The sequence below is a fragment of the Bradyrhizobium sp. UFLA01-814 genome (assembly GCF_046718885.1).
Classification (GTDB): domain Bacteria; phylum Pseudomonadota; class Alphaproteobacteria; order Rhizobiales; family Xanthobacteraceae; genus Bradyrhizobium; species Bradyrhizobium elkanii.
On record NZ_JAQOSR010000098.1, the window covers coordinates 12,184 to 33,664 of the forward strand.

General features: G+C 65.4%; 18 protein-coding genes. 6 read left to right on the plus strand and 12 right to left on the minus strand.

The features are described from left to right. Nucleotides 1-2 precede the first annotated feature (2 nt). Nucleotides 3-1,367 (minus strand): LLM class flavin-dependent oxidoreductase, encoded by a 1,365-nt coding sequence (locus tag PMN64_RS26565; protein WP_411782768.1) that lies wholly within the window; start codon nucleotides 1,365-1,367, stop codon nucleotides 3-5. A 24-nt stretch (nucleotides 1,368-1,391) separates the two neighbouring features. Then, the gene (locus tag PMN64_RS26570; RefSeq protein WP_411782769.1) at nucleotides 1,392-2,444 is read right to left on the minus strand and encodes an Ldh family oxidoreductase; all 1,053 of its coding nucleotides are present in this window, start codon (nucleotides 2,442-2,444) and stop codon (nucleotides 1,392-1,394) included. A 402-nt stretch (nucleotides 2,445-2,846) separates the two neighbouring features. On the opposite strand from PMN64_RS26570, the gene PMN64_RS26575 reads away from it, so the two are divergent. After that, complete coding sequence (locus tag PMN64_RS26575; protein WP_411782770.1) at nucleotides 2,847-6,959, plus strand: GAF domain-containing protein; 4,113 nt, start codon at nucleotides 2,847-2,849, stop codon at nucleotides 6,957-6,959. Here PMN64_RS26575 and PMN64_RS26580 read toward each other — a convergent pair. The 3 genes from PMN64_RS26580 to PMN64_RS26590 all read right to left on the minus strand — a co-directional run bounded on the left by PMN64_RS26580 (nucleotide 6,933) and on the right by PMN64_RS26590 (nucleotide 8,113). After that, a complete protein-coding gene (locus PMN64_RS26580; RefSeq protein WP_304498715.1) occupies nucleotides 6,933-7,274 on the minus strand; it encodes a hypothetical protein in 342 nt (113 codons plus the stop codon). The genes PMN64_RS26575 and PMN64_RS26580 overlap by 27 nt on opposite strands. Nucleotides 7,275-7,330: 56 nt before the next feature. Beyond that, nucleotides 7,331-7,570: a DUF2171 domain-containing protein gene (locus PMN64_RS26585; protein ID WP_016846164.1), complete on the minus strand. Its 240-nt coding sequence runs from the start codon at nucleotides 7,568-7,570 to the stop codon at nucleotides 7,331-7,333. Nucleotides 7,571-7,642: 72 nt separating this feature from the next. Further along, complete coding sequence (locus tag PMN64_RS26590) at nucleotides 7,643-8,113, minus strand: cupin domain-containing protein (RefSeq protein ID WP_342709358.1); 471 nt, start codon at nucleotides 8,111-8,113, stop codon at nucleotides 7,643-7,645. Nucleotides 8,114-8,332: 219 nt separating this feature from the next. On the opposite strand from PMN64_RS26590, the gene PMN64_RS26595 reads away from it, so the two are divergent. Next, nucleotides 8,333-8,932 (plus strand): DUF1080 domain-containing protein, encoded by a 600-nt coding sequence (locus tag PMN64_RS26595; protein ID WP_304498717.1) that lies wholly within the window; start codon nucleotides 8,333-8,335, stop codon nucleotides 8,930-8,932. A 48-nt stretch (nucleotides 8,933-8,980) separates the two neighbouring features. Here PMN64_RS26595 and PMN64_RS26600 read toward each other — a convergent pair whose 3' ends face one another. The 6 genes from PMN64_RS26600 to PMN64_RS26625 all read right to left on the minus strand — a co-directional run bounded on the left by PMN64_RS26600 (nucleotide 8,981) and on the right by PMN64_RS26625 (nucleotide 15,356). After that, the gene (locus tag PMN64_RS26600) at nucleotides 8,981-10,468 is read right to left on the minus strand and encodes a hypothetical protein (protein ID WP_411782771.1); all 1,488 of its coding nucleotides are present in this window, start codon (nucleotides 10,466-10,468) and stop codon (nucleotides 8,981-8,983) included. 124 nt (nucleotides 10,469-10,592) lie between these two features. Then, nucleotides 10,593-11,699, minus strand: a complete 1,107-nt coding sequence (locus PMN64_RS26605) for a glycoside hydrolase family 5 protein (protein WP_411782772.1) — start codon at nucleotides 11,697-11,699, stop codon at nucleotides 10,593-10,595. A gap of 229 nt (nucleotides 11,700-11,928) precedes the next feature. Next, nucleotides 11,929-12,876, minus strand: coding sequence for a DUF5996 family protein (locus tag PMN64_RS26610; protein ID WP_411782773.1), 948 nt, complete (start codon nucleotides 12,874-12,876; stop codon nucleotides 11,929-11,931). Between the two features lie 180 nt (nucleotides 12,877-13,056). Continuing rightward, the gene (wrbA, locus tag PMN64_RS26615; RefSeq protein WP_028341126.1) at nucleotides 13,057-13,656 is read right to left on the minus strand and encodes an NAD(P)H:quinone oxidoreductase; all 600 of its coding nucleotides are present in this window, start codon (nucleotides 13,654-13,656) and stop codon (nucleotides 13,057-13,059) included. Between the two features lie 172 nt (nucleotides 13,657-13,828). Next, a complete protein-coding gene (locus PMN64_RS26620) occupies nucleotides 13,829-14,527 on the minus strand; it encodes a pirin family protein (protein WP_411782774.1) in 699 nt (232 codons plus the stop codon). Nucleotides 14,528-14,603: 76 nt separating this feature from the next. Continuing rightward, nucleotides 14,604-15,356: an SDR family NAD(P)-dependent oxidoreductase gene (locus tag PMN64_RS26625; RefSeq protein WP_028341124.1), complete on the minus strand. Its 753-nt coding sequence runs from the start codon at nucleotides 15,354-15,356 to the stop codon at nucleotides 14,604-14,606. Between the two features lie 116 nt (nucleotides 15,357-15,472). Between PMN64_RS26625 and PMN64_RS26630 the strand changes: the two genes are divergently transcribed. The 4 genes from PMN64_RS26630 (at nucleotide 15,473) to PMN64_RS26645 (ending at nucleotide 20,913) form a co-directional block, all read left to right on the plus strand. After that, nucleotides 15,473-16,387 (plus strand): LysR family transcriptional regulator, encoded by a 915-nt coding sequence (locus PMN64_RS26630; RefSeq protein ID WP_016846155.1) that lies wholly within the window; start codon nucleotides 15,473-15,475, stop codon nucleotides 16,385-16,387. Nucleotides 16,388-16,577: 190 nt separating this feature from the next. Continuing rightward, the gene (locus PMN64_RS26635; protein ID WP_304498722.1) at nucleotides 16,578-19,013 is read left to right on the plus strand and encodes a hypothetical protein; all 2,436 of its coding nucleotides are present in this window, start codon (nucleotides 16,578-16,580) and stop codon (nucleotides 19,011-19,013) included. A 394-nt stretch (nucleotides 19,014-19,407) separates the two neighbouring features. Next, nucleotides 19,408-20,397, plus strand: coding sequence for a tripartite tricarboxylate transporter substrate binding protein (locus PMN64_RS26640; RefSeq protein ID WP_028341123.1), 990 nt, complete (start codon nucleotides 19,408-19,410; stop codon nucleotides 20,395-20,397). 144 nt (nucleotides 20,398-20,541) lie between these two features. Next, entirely contained in the window at nucleotides 20,542-20,913 is a 372-nt protein-coding gene (locus PMN64_RS26645; protein ID WP_196238169.1) for a hypothetical protein, read from the plus strand. Here the strand turns inward: PMN64_RS26645 and PMN64_RS26650 are convergent. Further along, nucleotides 20,910-21,383: a YbaK/EbsC family protein gene (locus tag PMN64_RS26650; RefSeq protein ID WP_028341121.1), complete on the minus strand. Its 474-nt coding sequence runs from the start codon at nucleotides 21,381-21,383 to the stop codon at nucleotides 20,910-20,912. The two genes, PMN64_RS26645 and PMN64_RS26650, sit on opposite strands and share 4 nt — an antisense overlap. Between the last annotated feature and the right edge of the window lie 98 nt (nucleotides 21,384-21,481).

Consider the following 21,481-nt stretch of genomic DNA (forward strand, 5'->3'; position numbering starts at 1 on the left):
CTCTATTCCGCGGCCTGCGCGCGGGTCTTCCAGGCGCCCGCGGCCGGGCGCTTGAGCCCGAGATTTTCGCGCAGCGTCGTGCCGGCGTAGTCCTTGTGGAACAGCCCGCGCTTCTGCAACTCGGGCACCACGTGGTCGACGAAGTCGGCATAGGAGCCCGGCACGTAGCTTGCCGCGACGACGAAGCCGTCGCAGCCGCGACCCTCGAACATCTCCTCCAGCCGGTCGGCGATCTCCTTCGGGCCGCCGACCATCGCGTCCTGCACCTGGCCGCGGCCGGAGAAAGTGATGAAGTCGCGGGTCGAGGGATTGCTCTTGCCGGAGGTGCGCAGCACGCCGTCGCGGATGCCGAGCATGCCTTGCATGCCCTGCAGCTCCTCTGATGTCAGCGGCTCGTCGATCGGTTTGGCGCCGAAATCGAAGTTGAGGCCTTCGGCGAGCAGCGACAGCGCGTCGATCTCGAGCGGCAGCTTCTGGATCACCGCCATCCGGTCCTCGGCCTCGGCCTTGGTCGCGCCGGTGACCGGGGTGATCAAATTGCAGAGGAACATCTGGTCGGGATCGCGCCCGGCCTTGGCGGCTTCGCCCCGGATCGCGTCATAGCCCTGCTTGGCATTGGCGAGGTTGCGTGCCGCGGTGAAGATCACCTCGCCCCAGCGCCCGGCAAAGCGCTGGCCGCGGCCGGAAGCGCCGGCCTGGATCACGACGGGATGGCCCTGCGGCGAGCGCGGCACCGTGAACGGGCCGCGCGAGGTGAAGAATGTGCCCTTGTGGTCGAGCCGCTTCACCTTGGTCGGATCGGCGAAGCGGCCGCTCTTCTTGTCGATCACCAGCGAACCGTCTTCCCAGGCGTCCCAGTGCCCTAGCACCACCTCCATGAACTCGTCGGCGCGGTCATAGCGGTGATCGTGCTCGAGATGCTGCTCGCGGCCCATGTTGAGCGCTTCGCCGTCATTGACCGAGGTCACCACGTTCCAGGCGGCGCGGCCACCCGTCATCAGGTCGAGCGTGGCGAAGCGGCGGGCGACGTCGAACGGCTCGAAATAGGTGGTGGAGGCGGTCGAGGCGAGGCCGAGCTTGGTGGTGACCATGCCCATCGTGGTCAGCACCACGATCGGGTCCATCTTCACGCAGCGGATGCCGTATTCGACGGTGTGGGCGTGATCGTTGCCGTAGCGATCGGGCATTGCGAGACGATCGTCGAAGAACGCCATGTGGAACTTGCCGCGCTCCAGAATGCGCGCGATCTCCTGATAGTAGTCCGCCGACATCGAATCGTCGCGCGACTCCGGGTGGCGCCAGGAGCCCGGCAGGTTGGTGCAGTTCTGCGCCTGCAAAAAGCCAACCAGCGCCATTTGCCGTGTCATGTCGTTCTCCTGTGTCCGGAACTATCAGCGAAGGTCGAGCTGGTCGGTGAGCTTGTAATCGACGGCGAGCGCCTTGAGCTTGTCCCAGGTCGCATCCTCGATCTCGATGCCGTCCTTGCGCCGCTGCTGCTCGCGCAAATGTTCGATCTCGCCCGGATAGAACACGCCGCGGCTCCCTTCCGAGGGCGGCGTCGATTTCAAATAGCGGGCGAAGTCGGCGACCTCCTTCCTGAAATCCTTGAGCGGGCGGAATGCGGCGACGTTGAACACCGCCATGAAGCAGCCGTCGTTGTGACGGCCGGTCGGCTCGACGCCGAAGCCGAGCCCGGTCAGCAGGCCGCACAGCACCTCGACCATCGCGGCAAGGCCCGAGCCCTTGTAGCCTTCGCTGCCGCCGAGCGGCAGCAGCGCGCCGCCCTTGCGATAGTCCGCAGGGTCGGTGGTGTCGCGTCCGTCGGCATCGATAATCCAGCCCTTCGGGATCGCCTCACCACGAGCCACCGCGAGCTGGATCTTGCCGGCGGCGACCGCCGAGGTCGCCATATCGAGGTAGAACGGCGCCTCGAGGTCGGAAGGCACCGCGATCGAGAGCGGGTTGGTGCCGAGCCGGGCCTCGCGGCCGCCGAACGGCGCCACATGTTTCGGCGAACGGCCGGAATCGGCGGCCGCAATCCCGATCATGCCTTCGCGCATCGCCATCATCGGGTAATGCGCGAGCCGTCCGACATGGCTCTGCCGGAACACGGTGCAGGCCGCGACATTGGCGGTCTTCGCCTTGTTGATGGTCATCTCCATCGCCTTGGCGTTGACGTGGAATCCGAAGCTCCAATGACCGTCGATCACGGTCGTGGTCGGCGTCTCCTGCACGACGGTCCATTTCGCGCCGGGCACAATGTGGCCGGCCTTGATGCGGTCGATATAGGTCGGGATCGCGATCACGCCGTGGGAGTCGTGGCCGGCGAGGTTGGCATTGACGCAGCCGGAGGCGACGGCGTTCGCCTCCTCCTCCGATGCGCCGGCACCCCTAAGGAGTGCCGCGCCGATGCGCGTGAGACGGTCGGCCTGGACGATCGGCATGGGATTTTCCTCGTGGTCGGCCCGCGTGCTGCGCGGGTCTTGCTTGCTGTTGTCGGCATCATGCTCTCAAAGCGCAGCAGGGCGAGCAAGGGCAGAAAATCCGGGCGGCCATACCGCCAGCAGGGTGCTCGCCGCCGCGATTTCACGGAGTGGAACGGGCGCGGTCGCGATGCGGAATTTGGCTGCTCCGGCGGCGCCGGCAGGGCGCAGATCCCGGCATTACGGCCCTCCGCCTCAGGCTGGCACACCGGCGTCCGTAATATCCCGGAAAACCGCCGCCGGCATTCGTCAGCCGTTTACTTTGTCGTGTAACTTGCCGGATACGCTAACCACCACTTAGGCCTATCGCGGGCAATGTTCCCCGCCAGATTGGAGGGGTTGGCCCCGGGGCCTTCAGGAATCGTGCAGTCGAGCATCGGGCGTACATTCGCGGCGTTGAGTGCCACCAACGAAGCGATTCTGTACGCGAAATCACCAGAAGAATTGTACGGCAAGGTCTGCGAAGCCGCGTTCTCGAGCGGGAGCTTCCTGGCCGCGACCGTGTTTTTGCTGGAGCCGGATACCGGTCTCTTGAGGTTCGCGGCTGGCTACGGCGACGATGTCGCACGACTACGCAGCATCACCATTTCCGCGATCGCCAATACGCCGGAGGGAGAAGGCGTCGCCGGCCGGGCGTTCCGCGATCAGAACGCCTGCGTCGCCAACGATTATGTCAACGACGCCCGTTCGGTCGCCTGGCGCAGCGGTGCCGCGGCGGCCGGCGTCGGCGCGGCGGCGGCCCTGCCGCTGGTCTGCAACCGGCGCAGCGTCGGCGTCTTCATGGTGACGCGGCGCGAGGCCCAGTCGCTCGGCGACGAGATCGTTTCGCTGCTGGAGCGCATGGCCGCGAACGTGTCCTTTGCGCTCGACAATTTCGACCACGAAGCGTCGCGCAAGAGCGGCGAGCGCGCGATGCGCCGGCTGAACCGCATGTTCGGTGCCATCAGCGCAACCAACGAGGCGATCCTTCGCGCCAAGACCGAGCACGATCTCTATCAGCGGGTCTGCGATGCCGCGGTGTTCAGCGGAAAGTCCTTCGCCACGGTGGTGCTGCTGGCCGAACCAGACACGCACTGGTTCGAGCCCGTCGCCGGCACCGGCGAGGCGCTCGACCTGATCACGCAGACGCGCTTCTCGACCGATCCGGACAACGTCTACGGCAAGGGGATTTGCGGCGAGGCGTTCCGGACCCAGCGGCCCTGCGTCGAGCACGACATCCCGATATCGATGAGCCCGTCGCATGAGCCGATCGGCGGTAGCGGCCTGATGGCCTGCGTCGCGCTGCCGCTCACCCGGTTCGGCAAGAGCGTCGGCGTCCTGATCTTCTTCACCGGCAATTCCTGGGCGCGTGACGAGGAGATCATCGCGCTGCTCGCGGGGATCGCCGAGAATGTCTCGGTCGCGCTCGACAATTTCGGCCGTGCCACCGAAAAGGCCAAGGCCGACGCCGAACGCGAGCGGCTGTCGCGGATGTTCGCGGCGCTGAGCGCGACCAATGAGGCGATCATGCGCGCGAGGTCGCGGCTCGAGATGTTCGAGCTGGTCTGCGCGGCCGCGGCGCATGGCGGCGGGTTCAACTCCACCAGCATCCTGATCGCGAAGCCCGGCGACGACTTCCTGGAGATGATGGCGGTCGCAGGGCCTACCGCGGCAAATGCGCGCCGCCTCAACGTCTCGCGCAGCGAGGCGCGCCCCGAAGGGCGCGGCGTCTGCGGCCGGGCGTTCCGCTCGCGGCGCGCCTGCATCAACAACGATTTTCTGGGCGACGTTGCCGGCAACCCGTTCCGCGACGTCATCGACCGCGAGGATGCGCGATCGGGCGCGGCTTTTCCGCTGATCGTCGACGACGAGCCGGTCGGCGTGATGCTGTTCATCTCCGCCAAGCGCAACACCTTCTCGGCTGAATTCGCCGAGCTGCTGCAGCGGCTCGCCGACAACGTCTCCTACGCGCTGGGCAGCTTCGACCGTGCCGACGAGAAGGCACGTACCGAGGAGCAGAAGGAGCGGCTGCGGCGGATGTTCGCGGCGCTGAGCGCGACCAACGAGGCGATCATGCGGGCGAAATCCCGCAGCGAACTGTTCGATCTGGTCTGCGATGCCGCGGCGGTCGGCGGCCAGTTCGTCTCGGCCACGATCAGGCTGGTGCGCCCCGGCGAGGTCTTCCTGGACAATGTGGCCGCCTCGGGCCCCGACCGGGTGCGGGCCCGCGAGGTTCAGCTGTCGGCCGACGCGACGCGGCCGGAGGGACAGACGCTGACCGGCGTTGCGATCCGCACGCGCAGGCCCTGCATCAGCAACGACTATCTCAGCGATTTCGGCTCCGATTCGCACGTCTATCCGGCCGTGCGCGACAGCGGCAGCAAATCGGGCGCAGCCCTGCCGCTGCTCAAGAACGGCGAGGCGATCGGCGCGCTGGTGTTTCTCTCAAGCGAGTTCGGCACCTTCAGCCCGGAGATGATGGCGCTGTTGCAGCGGCTTGCCGAGAACGTCTCGTTTGCGCTGGCCAATTTCGACCGCGCCGACGAGAAGGCGCGGGACGACGAGCAGAAGGAGCGGCTGTCGCGGATGTTCGCGGCGCTGAGCGCGACCAATGAGGCGATCATGCGGGCGAAGTCCCGCGCCGAATTGTATCGGCTGGTCTGCGCGGCGGCAACCGGCGGCAAGTTCACCTCGACCACGATCGCGCTGGCGCAGACCGGAAGCGACTATCTGCGGATCGTCGCGATTGCGGGACCGGCGGCGGAGGGCGCGCGCCAGGTGACGCTCTCCACCAGCGAGGCGCACCCCGAGGGCCGCGGCGCCTGCGGCCGGGCGTTCCGCTCGGGCAAGGCGTGCATCATCAACGACTATTTTGCCGATGCCGAGACCGCCGCCTTCCATGAGCGCGCCCGGCTCGATGGAACGCAGTCCAGCGCCTCGTTTCCGCTTGTTGTCAGCGGGCGGGTGGTCGGGGTCATGATTTTCGTCGCGCTCGACAAGGACACCTTCACGCCGGAGTTCGCCGAGTTGCTGCAGCGCCTCGCCGACAATCTGGCGTTCGCGCTCGAGAGCTTCGATCGCGCCGATGAGAAGCACAAGGCCGACGAGCGCATCGAATATCTCGCGTCGCACGACAGCCTGACCAATCTGCCCAACCGCGAGACGTTCAACGAGATGCTGCATCACGCGATCTCGGCGGCGGATCGCCATCGCCGGCAGCTTGCGGTGCTGTTCATCGATCTCGACCGCTTCAAGGTGATCAACGACTCGCTCGGCCACGACGCCGGCGACATGCTGCTGGTGGCGATCGCCGAGCGGCTGCAAGGATCGTTGCGCGCGAGCGACGTGGTGGCGCGGCTCGGTGGCGACGAGTTCGTGGTCATCCTCGAGGAGACCGCCGAACGCGACGACGTCGAGCGCATCGCCGGCGATCTGCTGATCTCGCTCAGCCAGCCGCTGACGATCAGCGGGCATGAGTGCCACACCACGGCTTCGATCGGCATCGCGATGTATCCGACCGATGGCTCGGACGTGCAGACGCTGACCAAGAATGCCGACATGGCGATGTATCTCGCCAAGGAAGACGGCAAGAACGGTTTCCGCTTCTTCTCCAACGAGATCAGGGCGCAGTCGATCGAGCGCTTGACGCTGGAGAGCGCATTGCGCCGCGCGCTGGAGCGCAACCAGTTCTCGCTCGACTATCAGCCCAAGGTCGACATGGCGAGCGGAGCGATCAGCGGCGTCGAGGCGCTGCTGCGCTGGACCCATCCGGAGCTCGGCAAGGTATCGCCGGGGCAGTTCATTCCGCTCGCCGAGGAGATCGGCCTGATCGTGCCGATCGGCCGCTGGGTGCTGAAGGAAGCCTGCGCGCAGAACATGGCGTGGCAGCGCCGCGGCCTCAGGGCCGTGACGATGGCGGTCAACCTTTCACCGCGGCAGTTCGGCGATCCGAATCTGCTCGACGACATCGACGCAGCGCTGGAGCAGAGCGGCATGTCACCGGCGCTGCTGCAGCTCGAGGTCACCGAGAGCATGGTGATGCGCAACGTGACGCGCGCGGTGCGCGTGCTCGACGCGATCCAGAATCGCGGCATTCGGCTCGCGATCGACGATTTCGGCACCGGCTATTCGTCGATGTCGCTGATGAAGCAGTTCCCGATCGACACCATCAAGATCGATCGCTCCTTCGTGCGCGACCTGCCCAACGATTCCGAGGACGTCGCGATCGCGCAGGCGATCATTTCGATGGGCAAGGCGCTCGGCATGACCATCGTCGCCGAGGGTGTCGAGACCTCCGAGCAGCAGGAATTCCTGCGCGCCCACGCCTGCGACGAGATGCAGGGCTTCCTGTTCAGCCGGCCGCTGCCGCCGCGCGATCTCGCCGAATTGTTGAAGCCGTCGCAGGCAGAGGCGTCGCCGCCGTTGCAGCCGTCGCTGGATGGCGAGGCGACCAGCGAGGCCGGGCCGGATCTAGGGCGGAAACGCGCTGTCGTCTGACGGCTGCACGGGCAGGTCGCGAACGTCGGAATCGGTGGATGCGATCTTGCGCGAGAAATCATAGGGCCATGGCAGGATGTCCTGGCCGGCCAAAGTCTGGCGCAACAGAAGGGCAGCTTCCGCGAAGCTCGCGCCGTCAGGCAGGCGGAGCCGGCGGCTCCAGGTGGGCGGCAGCGGATCGGCGGCATCGCGCATCTCGAATGCCGGCCCCCACCACCAGGCCGGCGCGGGCGGCCGTTCCGGTTCAGGAATGGCGCGCCAGCGCGCGAACTCGTCGACGATGCGGGCAAATTGTAGCTTGGCGGCGGGATGCATCGAAGGCCCTTCCTTGGGCCGGGATGATAGCATCGCTCCCACCTCGCGCAACGCGGCTATTGGCGGCCGTGCTGCCAATGCGCCGTCACGTCGGAGCCCGATTTGTTGAGGTGGACGTGCTGGTCGACATGGTCGACCCAGGACAGCGGAATGAAGTGATGGTGCTGACCGTCAGGCGAGCTTTGCTTGGTCAGCTTGATCTTGTCGGTGCCTTCCATGTGGTCGACCTTGCCGACCGTTTTCTTGTCCGACGAGATCACATCCATATGTTCCCGAATGTCGGCAGCGTTTGCCATGCGTCATCTCCTCGTCATGATGATGAGGGGATGAAACGCCGCGTGGATGCAAAGGTTGCTAGCCGGTTCCGGCTACTTCTGCTCGACCTCGGTCGCGGTGGCCGGGCCTTCGCCCATGATCAGCAGCACGGCATCCTCGTCCTTGGCGCCGTCCCAGTGCACCTGCTTGCCGAAATGGGTGACGAAGCTGCCGGCTGGCATCGCCACGGTGCCGTGATCGGGATCGAATTTCGGTCCCGAGCCGACCCACCAGGTGCCCTTGAGCACGACGATGTAGCGGTCGTTGGGATGGAAGTGCGGACGGCTGAAGTGATTGCCCTTGGTCCATTTGGTGTAGACCATGTAGAAGCCGGGCTTCGAGGGATCGCCGACCACGACGGCATTCTGCGCGCCGCGCGCATCGACCGGGCTCCAGGGAATCTGATCCGGCAGCTTGTAGGTGACGGCGGCCGGATTGAGCTCGGCCGCGGAGCTGACGCTCAGCGTCGCGGCGAGAGCCAACGGCATCATCAGGTATCGCCAGGATCGGTTCGATGCCGTCATCGGTATGCTCCCAGATCGGATTTCTCGGGCGACTGCCGCGCCCGTATGCCGCGCGATGCTAGTCGTCCTCGCTTCCGCCCGGCAAGACGCGTCCGTGCATGTCTGATCTCAGGATTGCGACAACGATCCGTGACACAACGCAGTTGCAATATGAAAAAGCATTTACGCCGCCGCAGACGATGATAGGTTGCGCGCCAACCAAAAGACGGGAGGATAACCTTGAAGAAGCATCTGTCGATACTGGCGGCGGGACTTGTGATCGGTGCGGCCGCGCTGCAATTTTCCACCACCGCCTCGGGGGACGACGGCTGGGTCACGCTGCTCGACAGCTCCAAGAAGGGTGACTGGGACGAGGTCGGCAAGGCCAATTGGGCGATGAAGGACGGTGCGCTGGTCGCCGACAAGCTCGACGGCAAGGATCTCTCCTATCTCGTCAGCAAGACCCAATACAAGGATTTCCAGATCCGGGCCGAGTTCTGGACCGACGAGGATGCCAACAGCGGCATCTTCATCCGCTGCGAAGGCAACAAGGTGATCGACTCCAAGGTTTGCTACGAGGTCAACATCTTCGACAAGCGGCCGGACCCGACCTACGGCACCGGCGCGATTGTCGACGTCGGCAAGGTCGATCCGATGCCGAAGGCGGCCGGCAAGTGGAACGTCTACGAGATCACGGCGCAAGGGCCGCATTTCGTCGTGACGCTGAACGGCCAGAAGACCGTCGACGCCCAGGACTCCAAGCACGCCAACGGCTACATCGCGCTCCAGTATGGTTCGGGCGTGGTCAAGTTCCGCAAGGTGCAGATCAAGCCGCTCTGACGGCGTCGGTTGAGCGGGGCCTCGGTCGCACTGCGACGAGGCCCCTCCTTATTGAGGAGCACTGTCGGTCGTAGAGACCTTCCGATCGTCGCCTTGCGTGCGCAGATGATGGCCGATCACGAGCCCGGTCAGGCACAGCAACAGCCCAAGTGCCGGCGGCGCAAACAGCGCCTCTTCCTGGAAGATGCCGTTCACCAGCACGACCATCGTGCCGAAAGCGGCGAGCCCTTGGATGAGAATTCCCGACGAGGCGTAGAGCCGCCAGGCCTTCAGCGCCATCGCCAGGAAGTAGCCGAGCGGCACCAGCGAGCCGATCCCCATCTGGTAGAGCAGCACGCCGACGGCGCTCTCCACCGCGCCGTCCATCGTGCCGGCCGCCTGCGCGGCGTTCCAGTCGATCGAGAAGTAACCTTCGGAGAGGTTGCCGCCGACGCCAAGTCCGCGGCCGATGGGATTCTGCCGAAAGCCGTCCCATCCGCCCATGAAGCCGATCACGTGGAAGTCGCCGATCTGGAGTCCGATATAGATCGCCGCGATGGCGTACAGCACGAGGCCGATCAGCGCCACGGCAAGGGTGATGGTGGCGCCGAGCAGCCAGGTTGCCGTCCAGCCCAAGGCGACGAAGATGACCAGGATGAGCGCGCCTTTCACGCTACAGCAAATCAGCAGCGGGATCGCAGCCAGCGCCAGCCAGCGATATCCGACCGCGAACAGGAACAGGATGGAGAGGGCGATCCCGTAACCGAAGCTGATCGGGCTCATATTCGGTCCGAAGATGCGCAGCAACGACGAGAGGCCGAGGTCCTCGAACAACGGGCTGTTGAGAAAGCTGAAACGGAAGCGATCGATCAGATCCACCGGCACCCTGCCGGTTGCGCGCATCTCGGCTTCCCAGGATCCGGAACGGGTCGCCTTCAGCTCGTCGAAATGCCAGAACGTGTAGCCGTTGGTGATGGAGAGCCAGAAATCGCGGAACAGCAGTTCGACATATCCGCAGACGATCAGCAGCGCGGCAACCGTCACCAGGAAGGGCGTGATGCGGATCTCGAAGGTTGCGGCCGTCAGCAGCGAGAGCTGAAACAGAAACAGCGGCAGCGCGATGTTGCGCAGATAGACGAGGGCCGCGTGCGAATCCTGCGTGGCGCCAAGCAGGAAATACGCCGTCACGGTTGCGAGGGTGATCAGCCCCCATTTCATGATCCGGTCGATCTCGGCGGAATGTTTCCGCTGGTGCAGCGCATAGAGCGCCAGCGTGACCAGCCACATCACCGCGCAGACCAGGAAATTGTAGCCCTTGACGAAATCCATCTCCTGCTCGGTCGTCATATAGGACGACAGAATCGAGACGAAGAGATTCTGGAAGAAGATGATGAAGATGGCGATCGACGGCGCGTAGGCCGGCACCGCGAGCACGATGGCGCAGCCGATCAGGCTTTCGACGACGATCGCGAGCCCGGCGTTGGCCGCCTGCATGATCGGTGCGAATGCGATCGATGCCACGGCGATGCCGAGTGCAGGAATCAGATCGCCGGCCAACAGCGGCCGCGGGGCTATCTCTGCTCGCACAGGCTCTGACCTAACGTGACCGGACGTGTGGGCGTGCCACACCAGCATCGTCGATCTAGCCGCTCATTGTGTAAGAACCGGTTAACCAGATGGGTCAGCGGGTGCCGAGCAGGGCCCTCAGCGCATCGCGGTCGACCTTGCCGGTGACGGCGTCGGCGAGGCCGAAGCCCTGCGAGAGCTCCCAATGGGTCCAGCCCCAGCACTGTTGCCGGGCGTAGGCCGTAACGCCGGCGAGCCAGCGCAGCCGGCTGTCGCGCGGCGCGCCGGCCTTGAGCACGCCGAATTCATTGATGATGATCGGCCGCGAATATTGCCGTTGCCAGGCGGCGGCAGGCTCGAGCCATTTGTCGATGCCGCGGTCGGGAATGGCGCGGTCCACCATCGCGAGTGCCTTGCGCTTGTCCAGTGCGGTGAGCTGCTCCCGCAGCTGTCGAACCCTGGGATCGTCGGCGCGGACCGGATAAGGCAATCCGGTGACGTCGTGCAGCGGCTCACTCGGATCCCAATGGGCCTGATGGGTGAACACCATCGGATCGTAGAAGTGGATGGCATAGACGACATTCGGATCGTCGAGCGGAGTGAAATCCGGCAGCGAATCCGCGCGCTGCCAGTTGACCGGCCCGGTGACCAGCGTGGTCTGCGGCAGCAGGCCGCGAATGAAGCCGGCCAGCTCCCGGACTTCGCCCTGCCATTGCGCGGCCTCGACATCCGGCTCGTTCAACAGTTCCGCAAACACACGGTCGGACGGATAGCGCTGCATGACCCGTGCGAGCTCGGTCCAGGCGCGCTTCATTTCGATCATCGCACTGGTGGGATCGTCCTTGTGCAGCGCGTTGAAGTGCTCGCCGGAATGCAGGTCGATCGACACCGCATAGCCGAGGCCGAGCAAGGTCTTGAGCGCCGCATCGACGGTGCGCAGGCGGCTGTCGATCTCCGCTTTCGCGGCGAAGCGCGGCATGACGAAGTCGGCGGGCACCGGCAGCCGGATGTGGGACATGCCGGCCTTGCGCAGCTCGAGCAGCAGGCCGCGGGGCGGCGCCGACCGCGGATCGGCGATCCAGCCGTCGGCGTTGACGCCGCGCGACAGCGCCTGGAGCCGGTCGGCCGGGACGCCGTCGATCAAGGCGGGACAGGCCCGCGCGGCGACCGACAGCAGAATGGACGCGCTGACCGCGAGGGCAAGGATCGATGGCCGCGTCATGACCGGTCAGCGTGCGTTGGTTGTCGCGGGATCGTGACGGGTTGCGGGGCGCTCACGAATATACTGCCTGTTGTGTTCGAGCCGGCCGGGGTTGCGCGGCGTCGTCCGAAAGATAGCTCGGCCAAGCAACGATGCGGTAAAGACGTAACACGAAAATTTAACTTATGCAGGCGCTCGGCAAGGCGGCGCCATCGCGCGAACAGGATTGAGCCGTCGTTGCGCGCCGGAGCTAGATCCCTCGGACCACGCCCGGCTGGCCCGGTGCGCATTCCAGCGCAGCACGGTCCCAGTTCGCGTTGATGGCCGCGGCCTCATAGCTCGATTGCAGGAATTCGAGCAGCGCCTTGTCCGGGTCTGCAGCCATTCGCACGGCATCGTAGGGCAGGATGAATTCGCCGAGTGCCTCGCTGAAGAACGCAGCGTCGGGCCGTACCGGCGTGCTGCGATAGCCCGCGGGCTCCGGATAGGCGTAGGAATAGAATGCGGGATAATCGATCACACCGCCGCCTGGCCAGAAGCCGGCGCTGCTGACCTCGTGCGAATAGGCTTCGTGCGCCACCTCGTCGGGCAAATGGGGCACGCCGCCGGGATGTCGCGGCGCGGTTCTGCCGGAAAACCGCGTCACCGCGAGATCGAAGCTGCCCCAGAAGAAATGCACCGGGCTCGCCTTGCCGAGAAAGCCGGTCCGGAATTGCTTGAACACGCGATCGCAGTTCACAAGGATCTGGTGAAACCGGCGCACGGCATCCGCATCGTACGATGCATGCTGCGTATCCTGCGAGAAGCGGATCGGGTCGGCGACTTCGTTCGGTATCTCGTCAATGGCGACGTCGATGCCGAGGTCCTTCAGATTGGTCATGACCGCCGCGTAGAAGCTCGCGACCGATTGACCGGCCAGCGCGAATTGCCGTTCGGTGCCGTCGCTGGTTGAGATGCGGAGCACGTGATCGATGAAATCGAAGTCGATCTGGAACGTGCGATCGCCGTCGGGGATCGGCGAGGTCGTCAGCCCGCGCGCCGTGACATAGAGCGTGACGTGCCAGGAGTGATTGAGCCAGGGCGACTTCGCCAGCCGGATCTTGCCGGCGATCTGGGTGAAGAGCTGGAGCGTGGCACAGCTGTCGCGCCACGCCGCGGTCGGCAGTTCCGGCCAGCGGGTCTTCTGTGTGTTGGTCATGACAAACCTCTGGGCTGCGCCGACAAGCTGCCTTGCGGCATACCACGAAAGTGGCCCCGATGACTTCGGGAACCGGCGCTTCCAAAAACAGCGGATAGGGCGGCAATCGTCAGGAGAGTGCCGCCCTGTTGCGCGAGAATCCGGCCGAGGTTTGAAACTCAACTGGCTTCACCATGCGGCTCAGCCGCGAAGTTTCCTCGCGGTCTCCGCGATCGCACGGCCCTGATAGCGGGCGCCGGCGAGTTCGTTCTCGCTCGGCTGGCGGCTGCCGTCGCCACCGGTGATCGTGGTGGCGCCGTAGGGCGCGCCGCCGGTGACCTCGTCGAGCCTCATCTGTCCGGCAAAACCATAGTTCAGCCCGACCACCGTCATGCCGAAATGCAGGAGGTTGGTGATGATCGAGAACAGCGTGGTCTCCTGGCCGCCATGCTGGGTCGCGCTCGAGGTGAAGGCGCCGCCGACCTTGCCGTTCAGCGCGCCCTTGGCCCAGAGGCCGCCAGCCTGGTCGAGGAAGTTGGCCATCTGTGAGGCCATGCGGCCGAAGCGGGTGCCGGTGCCGACGATGATCGCATCGTAGTTGGCGAGATCGTCAATCTTGGCGATCGGCGCGGCCTGGTCGAGCTTGTAGTGCGAGGCCTTGGCGACTTCGGCCGGCACCAGCTCGGGCACGCGCTTGATGTCGACGGTGACGCCGGCTTCGCGCGCACCTTCCGCGACGGCATTCGCCATGGCTTCGATGTGACCGTAGGCGGAGTAATAGAGAACGAGAACCTTGGCCATGATGGCCTCCTTTGGGTGGGGGAGAGGAATTGGGTTTGGGGGGCTGTCATTGCCGGGCTTGACCCGGCAATCCATCGTTCTCAGAGACTCTTCGGAAGGGGATGGATGCCCGGGTTGCGTAAAGACGCGCTTCGCGCTTTTGCCCGGGCATGACGAAGTGTGGATGTGGTACTTACGCCGCGTCGACGAGGACGAGCTCGGCATCCTCGAGCGCGGTGATCTTCAGTTTGGCCTCATCGCGGATCGCGGCGCCGTCGCGGGCATTGACGCGCACGCCGTTGACCTCGATGCTGCCGGCCGCCGGCACCAGATAGAGGTGACGGGCCTTATCGGCGGCGTATTCCGCGCTCTCGCCGGCCTTCAGCGTGGTGGCGAGCACCCGCGCATTGGCGCGGATCGGCAGCGCGTCGTCGTCGCCGTCGATACCCGAGGCGATGGTGACGAGCTTGCCGGAGCGGTCCGCCTTCGGGAACGGCTTGGAGCCCCAGGTCGGGTGGCCGCCCTTCGTCGTCGGCTCGATCCAGATCTGGAAGATCTTGGTCTTCGCCGGCTCCAGATTGTACTCGGAGTGACGGATGCCGCTGCCGGCGCTCATCACCTGCACGTCGCCGGCTTCGGTGCGTCCCTTGTTGCCGAGCGAGTCCTGGTGCGTGATCGCGCCTTCGCGAACATAGGTGATGATCTCCATGTTGGCGTGCGGATGCGCCGGGAAGCCGGAGTTGGGCGCGATCTCGTCGTCGTTCCACACACGCAGCGCGCCGTGGCTGACATTGTCGGGATCGTAGTAGCTCGCGAACGAGAAGTGGTGCTTGGCCTTCAGCCAGCCGTGGTCGGCGCCGCCAAGCTCTGCGAATGGTCTGAGTTCGATCATGGTCATTCCCCTTGTTGTCGATGTTTGAGGAGCGGGCCGGGCGCACTGCGCCCGGCGTCTCCAGAAAATTTTTCGATCAGGCGCCGAAGCCGCCGTCGACGTTGAGCACGGTGCCGGTCACGAATGAGGCTTCCGGGCTTGCCAGGAACACGACGCCGGCTGCCACTTCCTCGGGGCGGCCGAAGCGCTGCAGTGCGTGCTGCAGGCGTTGCGTCTCGGCAAACTCGCCGCCGTCCTTCGGGTTCATGTCGGTGTCGATCGAGCCGGGCTGCACCACGTTCACCGTGATGCCGCGCGGTCCGAGGTCGCGCGCCGCGCCCTTGGTGTAGCCGACGACGGCCGCCTTGGTGGCGACGTAGTCGGCAAGGCCCGGGAACGAGGCGCGATCCGCCAGCATGGAGCCGACGGTGACGATGCGGCCGCCTTCGCCCATCAGCTTGGAGGCGGCGCGGATCGCGGTGATCACGCCGTCGATGTTGATCGCCTCCTGGCGGGCGAGCGTCGCGGTATCGGCCTTGGGATCGTCGACCGCGCCGCCCGATGCGACACCGGCGTTATTGACCAGGATGTCGAGCCGGCCAAAATCCTTGGCGACGGTCTTCACCAGCTGATCGACATCGGATGACGAGGCCTGGTCGGCCTTGTAGGCGCGGGCTTTGACGCCCTTGCCCTTCAACTCGGCGACGACGGCCTCGGCCTTCTCGGGAGAAGCGACGTAGCTGATCGCGACGCTCGCGCCTTCCGCCGCGAGTGCACGGGCGCTGGCCGCGCCGATGCCGCGCGAACCGCCGGTAACGAGGGCGACCTTGCCTGAGAGCTTCTTGGTCATTGGATTTCTCCATCGGTTGAATTTGATGGCATTTGGATATGCCTTTGACTGTGGTATAGAAATAGAAACTATCGAAACTCATTGTTTCCAGTATTGAGCAATCAGGACAGCCGCCCATGTCGAAACTGCCGGACTTCGAGGCGCTCGCGATCTTCGCAAAAGTCGTGGAATTACGGTCGTTTGCGGCGGCCGCGACCGAGCTCTCGCTGTCCAAGGCGACGGTGTCCAAGGCGGTCAGCCGGCTGGAGGAGCGGCTCGGCGCCCGGCTGTTCAACCGCACCTCGCGGCGGCTGGCGCTGACCGATGCCGGCCAGAAATTGTCGGAGCGCGCCGCGCGGCTGCTCGCCGACGGCGAGGCCGCCGAAAACGAGGCGCTGGCGCAATCGACCACGCCGCGCGGCCTGGTGCGGCTCGCGGTGCCGATGAGTTTCGGCATCAAGACGGTGGCGCCGCTGCTGCCGGAATTCATGGAGGCCTATCCGGAGGTTTCGATCGACCTGCATTTGAGCGACGCGACGGTCGATCTGATCGGCGAGGGCTTTGATGCCGGCCTGCGCATCGCGCGGCTGCCGGATTCCTCGCTGATCGCGCGGCGGCTGTGCGGCATGCCGCGCTACACGGTGGCGGCGCCGTCTTATCTGAAGCGCCACGGCCGGCCGACCCATCCGATGCATCTCGCCGAGCACAAATGCTTCGGTTACGCCTATCTCTCGACCCAGGGCGTCTGGCACTACACCAACGCGTCGGGCGAACAGGCGAGCGTGCGTCCCGCCGGCCAGCTCCGGGTCAACAATGGCGAGGCGGTGATGCCCGCGCTGCTCGCCGGCCTCGGCATCGCCGATCTGCCCGACTTCATCGTCGGCGACGCGATCGCGCGCGGCGAGGTCGAGGTGATCCTGAAAGGCTGGAAGCAGCCCGAGGGTGCCGTGCATCTCGTCACCCCGCCCGGCGGCCCGCGTCCCGCCCGCGTCGAGGTGCTGGCGGATTTCCTGGCCAAGCATTTCGCCAAAGGGCGCGCCCAGCGGAAATAGAGCACCGCGCTCAGCGGAAACAGACGTCCGCACGCGCACCGGCCGACCGCCGTGCGGCCCGTCACATTCGTGTCATCCCTTTTAAATTGTATAACTTATGTGAACTAACCCATGATCGTGGGCCGCCGCGATCGTCTATTTCTGCGTCCTGAACCGGTGTTGCCGCAAAGCGCATTTTCGGAGGAACCAGATGATTGATCTGACCAAGCATGATTTCACGTCATTGTCGGTCAAGGACCTGCTCGATGCCCGCGAGGCGTATCACGTGCACCTCGCCCATCTGCAATCGGTCTACGCCACGGCGATCGGGCGCTATCTGATCCGGGACAACGATCGCAACGCGACGGAAAGGAAGGCGCACTCCAAACCGCAGGCGCTCGGTCCGCGCACGCTGTTCAATTCGTCGGTCAAGGACTGGTCGTGGCCCTGCATCCTCGTCTTCGTCCGCGACTGGATGAAGCGCTCCGAGCTGAAGAACCATCCGGAGAAGCAGGACCAGCTGGTACCTCCGTTCCTGTATCTGCCCGACGGTCGCGTCGTGCCCACCTGCGTCGTCAAGGTCGATCCGAACGAGGGCAGTCCCGGCAGCGTCGATCCGCCGGTGTTCAAGAGCGATCTGGTCGGCGGCGGCTTTCCGGTGCAGACCATGATCCAGGGCAAGATCCACCGTGGCTCGATCGGCTGTCTCGTCACCAATGGCGAGACGGTGTTTGCGCTGTCCAACCGTCACGTGGTCGGCGCCGCCGGCCGCGAGATCTTCGCCGGCTTCAAGAACACCGACCGCCGCCTCGGCGTCAGCGATGCGCTGCAACTCGGCAAGCGCGCCTTCAGCGAGGTCTATCCCGGCTGGCCCGGCTCGCGCGTGGTGGCCAATCTCGATGCCGGCTTGATCCGCGTCGATGACGTCAAGGGCTGGACCGCACAGGTCTACGGCGTCGGCCAGGTCGGCGACGTCGTCGACCTCAATGTCGGCACCTTCCGCCTCGACATCATCAACCAGCCGCTGATCGCGTTCGGTGCGACCAGCGGATTGATGAAGGGCAAGATCCTCGGCCTGTTCTATCGCTACAAGACCGTCGGCGGCATGGAATATGTCAGCGATTTCGTGGTCGGCCCACGCGACGGCGACACGCCGCTCAACAATTATCCGGGCGACTCCGGCACGGTCTGGTTTGTCGACGATCCGGACGCCAAGAAGAACGCCAGCGGCGCGCGGATCCTCAGTCCCCTAGCGCTCGAATGGGGCGGCCAGGAACTGTTCGGATCGAGCGGCAAGGTCCCGATGCAGGTTGCGCTAGGCATCTGCATGGCGACGCTGTGCCGCGAGCTCGATGTCGAACTGATCGGCGACTGGAACGCCGGCCACACCGAGTATTGGGGCGAATGGGGCCACGTCAAGATCGGCGCCTACGCGACCGGTCTGATCGATGCGAAGCTGCCCAAGCTCGCCACCATGATGGACGCCAATTCCGACAATATCGGCCTCGACGACAAGCTGCTTGCCGACCTCAAGCCGCATCAGCGAGGCACGTTCTCGCCGCTGGCCGATGTCGCCGACCTGGTCTGGCGCTTCACCCGGCACACCGACGAAAGCAACCATTTCGCCGACATGGACAAGCCGGGCAGGGACGGCAAGACGCTGCTCGATCTTTGCGCGGAGTCGACGCGCAACGTCGATCCGAAGGTCTGGAACGACTATTACGAAGGGATCGGCGAGGACCGGCGCGGCGCGCTGCCGTTCCGGGTCTGGCAGATTTTCGACGAGATGGTGGAGTACGCCGCCGCCAACAAGAAGCTGGAGTTCGTCTGCGCCGCGGGCATTGTCGCGCATTACATCGGCGATGCCTGCCAGCCACTGCACATCTCGCAATTCCACCATGGCCTCGATCCGAACGACAAGGCGCATGCCAAGGTGCACAGCGTGTACGAGACCACGATGATCGGCCGGCACGGCAAGGATCTCATCAAGATGATCCCTGACGCCCGGACCAGCGACGTTGCCGAGATTGTCCCTGGCGGCACGCCGACCGGCCGCGACGCCGCGGTTGCCGTGGTCGCGCTGATGCAGCGGACCGTGAAGCGGCTGCCGCCGATGACCATCGTCAACCTGTTCAATTCGCATATGGGCAGCGGCCAGGTCGAGGCGCTGTGGTCGAAGCTGAAGGACGCCACCGCGGCCTGCATGCAGGACGGTGCCAAGACCCTGGCCCGGGTCTGGGAAGCGGCCTGGCGCGCCGGTGCGGGCGAGGACCGCGGGCAGGGCGGCAAGTTCGATCAGGATAGCTTGAGCAAGCTCTACAACGACCCGAGCTTCCTGCCGGCGTTCCCGCTCCAGCAGCTCACGCTGGATGCCGACGACCACCTCGTTCCGATCGGAGGAAGCAGCACGCGGCGCCGCAGCGCGACAACGGCGCGACGCGCGCGTCCGCAAGCAGCGAAGAAGGCCGCCAGGAAAGCTGCGAGGGAAACGGCCCGGAAGGCGCCGAAGAAGGCGCCGGCACGCAAGCGGCCGGCCGCAGCAGCTCCAGTCCGACGCGCGGCCGCCAGCAAGAAGACCGCGACCAAGCGCGGCGCGGCCAGCAAGCGGTCGGTCGGAAAGACCCGCAAGGCGGCGCGCAAGCGTTAGCTAGTGCATGATGGAGTCAGGCTGAACCAGCCTCGCGGCAGACTGCTGAACCTCTCCCGCTTGCGGGGGAGGTCGTATCGCATCAGAGATGCGATACGGGTGGGGGCTCTCTCCACGATACGACTCGTGGAGAGAGCCCCCACCCCAACCCTCCCCGCAAGCGGGAGAGGGGGCGCACCGCCTTTGCGACTGCCACTTGGCCTAATTCCGTCAACCGCTAGGACCTGACCCAGCTGGTCTCGATCTTCTTCGTTAGTCAGTCCGCACCGGATGCGGCAGCGGGACGCTTGAGATGCGCGTCCCGCTCCTGCACCATGCGACCAAGCCGCGGCCATGACCGTGGCATTGCGATCGGCTGCGATCGCCAAGAAGGATGACTGGGGAGAAACTCTCGATGAACCGCCGCGAACTCCTGCGCGCCGCTGCCGCATTGCCGCTTGCGCAGACTGCGCTCGCCAACTCCGCGTTTGCGCAAGGCGCCTATCCCAACCGCAACATCACGATGATCGTGCCGTTTCCGGCCGGCGGCCAGGCCGACCTTGCGGCACGGCCGGTGGCGCTCGCGCTGGAGCGCATCCTCGGCAAGCCCGTGATCGTCGACAATCGCGCCGGCGGAGCAGGCGGATCGATCGGCAATGCACAGGCCGCGCGCGCCGAGCCCGACGGCTATACGCTGCTGATGACGCTGTCCTCGCTCGCGGTGCTGCCGGAGGCCGACCGGCTGTTCGATCGTCCGGTTGCCTATGAGGTGTCGCAGTTCGCGCCGGTCGCGCGCGTGCTCGCCGATCCGACGCTGCTGGCGGTGCCGGCCTCGGCGCCGTGGACATCGCTGCAGGAATTCGTCGACGACGCGAAGAAACGCCCGGGACAGATCCCCTACGGCTCGTCCGGTCCGTACGGCACGCTGCATGTCGCGATGGAGATGTTCGCGGCGAGCGCAGGGATAAAGCTGCTGCACGTGCCGTTCCGCGGCGCAGGCCCGGCGCTCACCGCGCTGCTTTCCGGCACCGTGCAGGCATTGGCGTCGGCGCCGGGCACGCTCAAGCAGCAGGTCGAGGACGGCAAGATGCGCGTGCTCGCCAATTGGGGCGCCGAGCGGATCGCGAGCTTCCCCGATCTGCCGACGTTCAAGGAACTCGGCTACAAGGACGTCGAGTTCTACATCTGGGCGGGACTGTTCGCGCAGTCAGCGCTGCCGATGCCGATCATGGACCGGCTGCGCGCGGCGATGGCCGATGCCGTGAAGGCGCCGGAGGTGATCAAGACCTTCGAAACCGCAGGCAGTCCGGTCGCCTATATGGACGCGCCGGCGTTCTCAAAATTTGTTGCAGACGACAGCGCGCGGTTGATCGCGGCGGTGAAAAAGATCGGCAAGGTCGAATAGGTCCCTCCCTCCGGGACAAACTCTCTTCACTTTTAGTTGTCCGCGTGAACGATCCTTGGCCGCATTCATTGGGCAGCTTTGGAGCAAATCGCGGCGCGGGAACTTGCGCGCGCGGGCCAACATCTGGAACTACGGCAGCCCGACATGCGATCGCAGCGGATCGTCCTGAGCCTTGCCATAGCGATCGGCGGAGCTGCCACGGCAACGGCCGCGGTCGCCGAGGAGTATCGGGGAACCTGGGAACAGCAGATGGCGTGCACACCGGACGTGTGGCGGCTCTGCAGCGACCAGGTGCCCGACGTGCAGCGCATCGTGGCTTGCCTGCGGCAGAACACGCCGCAACTTTCCAACAGTTGTCGTGCCGTGTTCGAATCGAACGCGCAACAGCCGCAGACACAAGGGCGGGCCCAACAGCCGCAAATGCAGGGTCGTGCGCCGCAGATGCAGCAGCGGCCGCGTGCACCACAGCCGGTGCAGCCGGCGCCATCGCGGCCACCGTTCGACGATGAGGACTAATTCTCGGGTCTGACTTCGCAGACGTCGACCCATTCGGCTGCGGTCAGCTCCGCCATCCTGTCGGGCGTGATGCGGACCGCGCTGTGGGTCGAGCCCGCCGCCGGCACCACGACATCGAATGCCTTCAGCGATACGTCGCAATAGACCGGCAGTGGCGTCTTCAGCCCGAACGGGCAGACGCCGCCGACCTCGTGACCGGTGATGTCGGCGACCTCGTCGAGGCCGAGCATCTTCGGCTTGCCGCCGAACGCCGCCTTGACCTTCTTGTTGTCCATCCGCGACGTCCCGGCGGCAACGATCAGCACCACGCGGTCGCCGACCCGCAGGCTCAACGTCTTGGCGATCCGCGCCGGCTCGACGCCGTAGGCCTCCGCCGCCAGCACGACGGTCGCGGAGCTCGTGGTGGATTCGATCACGGAGATTTCGGGCGCCTTCTCGGCGAAGAAGGCGCGGACGGAGTCGAGACTCATAATGTTCAGGACCTTGCAGACACCAGAGCGGGAAGTTCGGAGAGACCGTGGATCCGGTGATCGGGCACGACGCCGAGCTCGTCCATCTGGGTACGCAG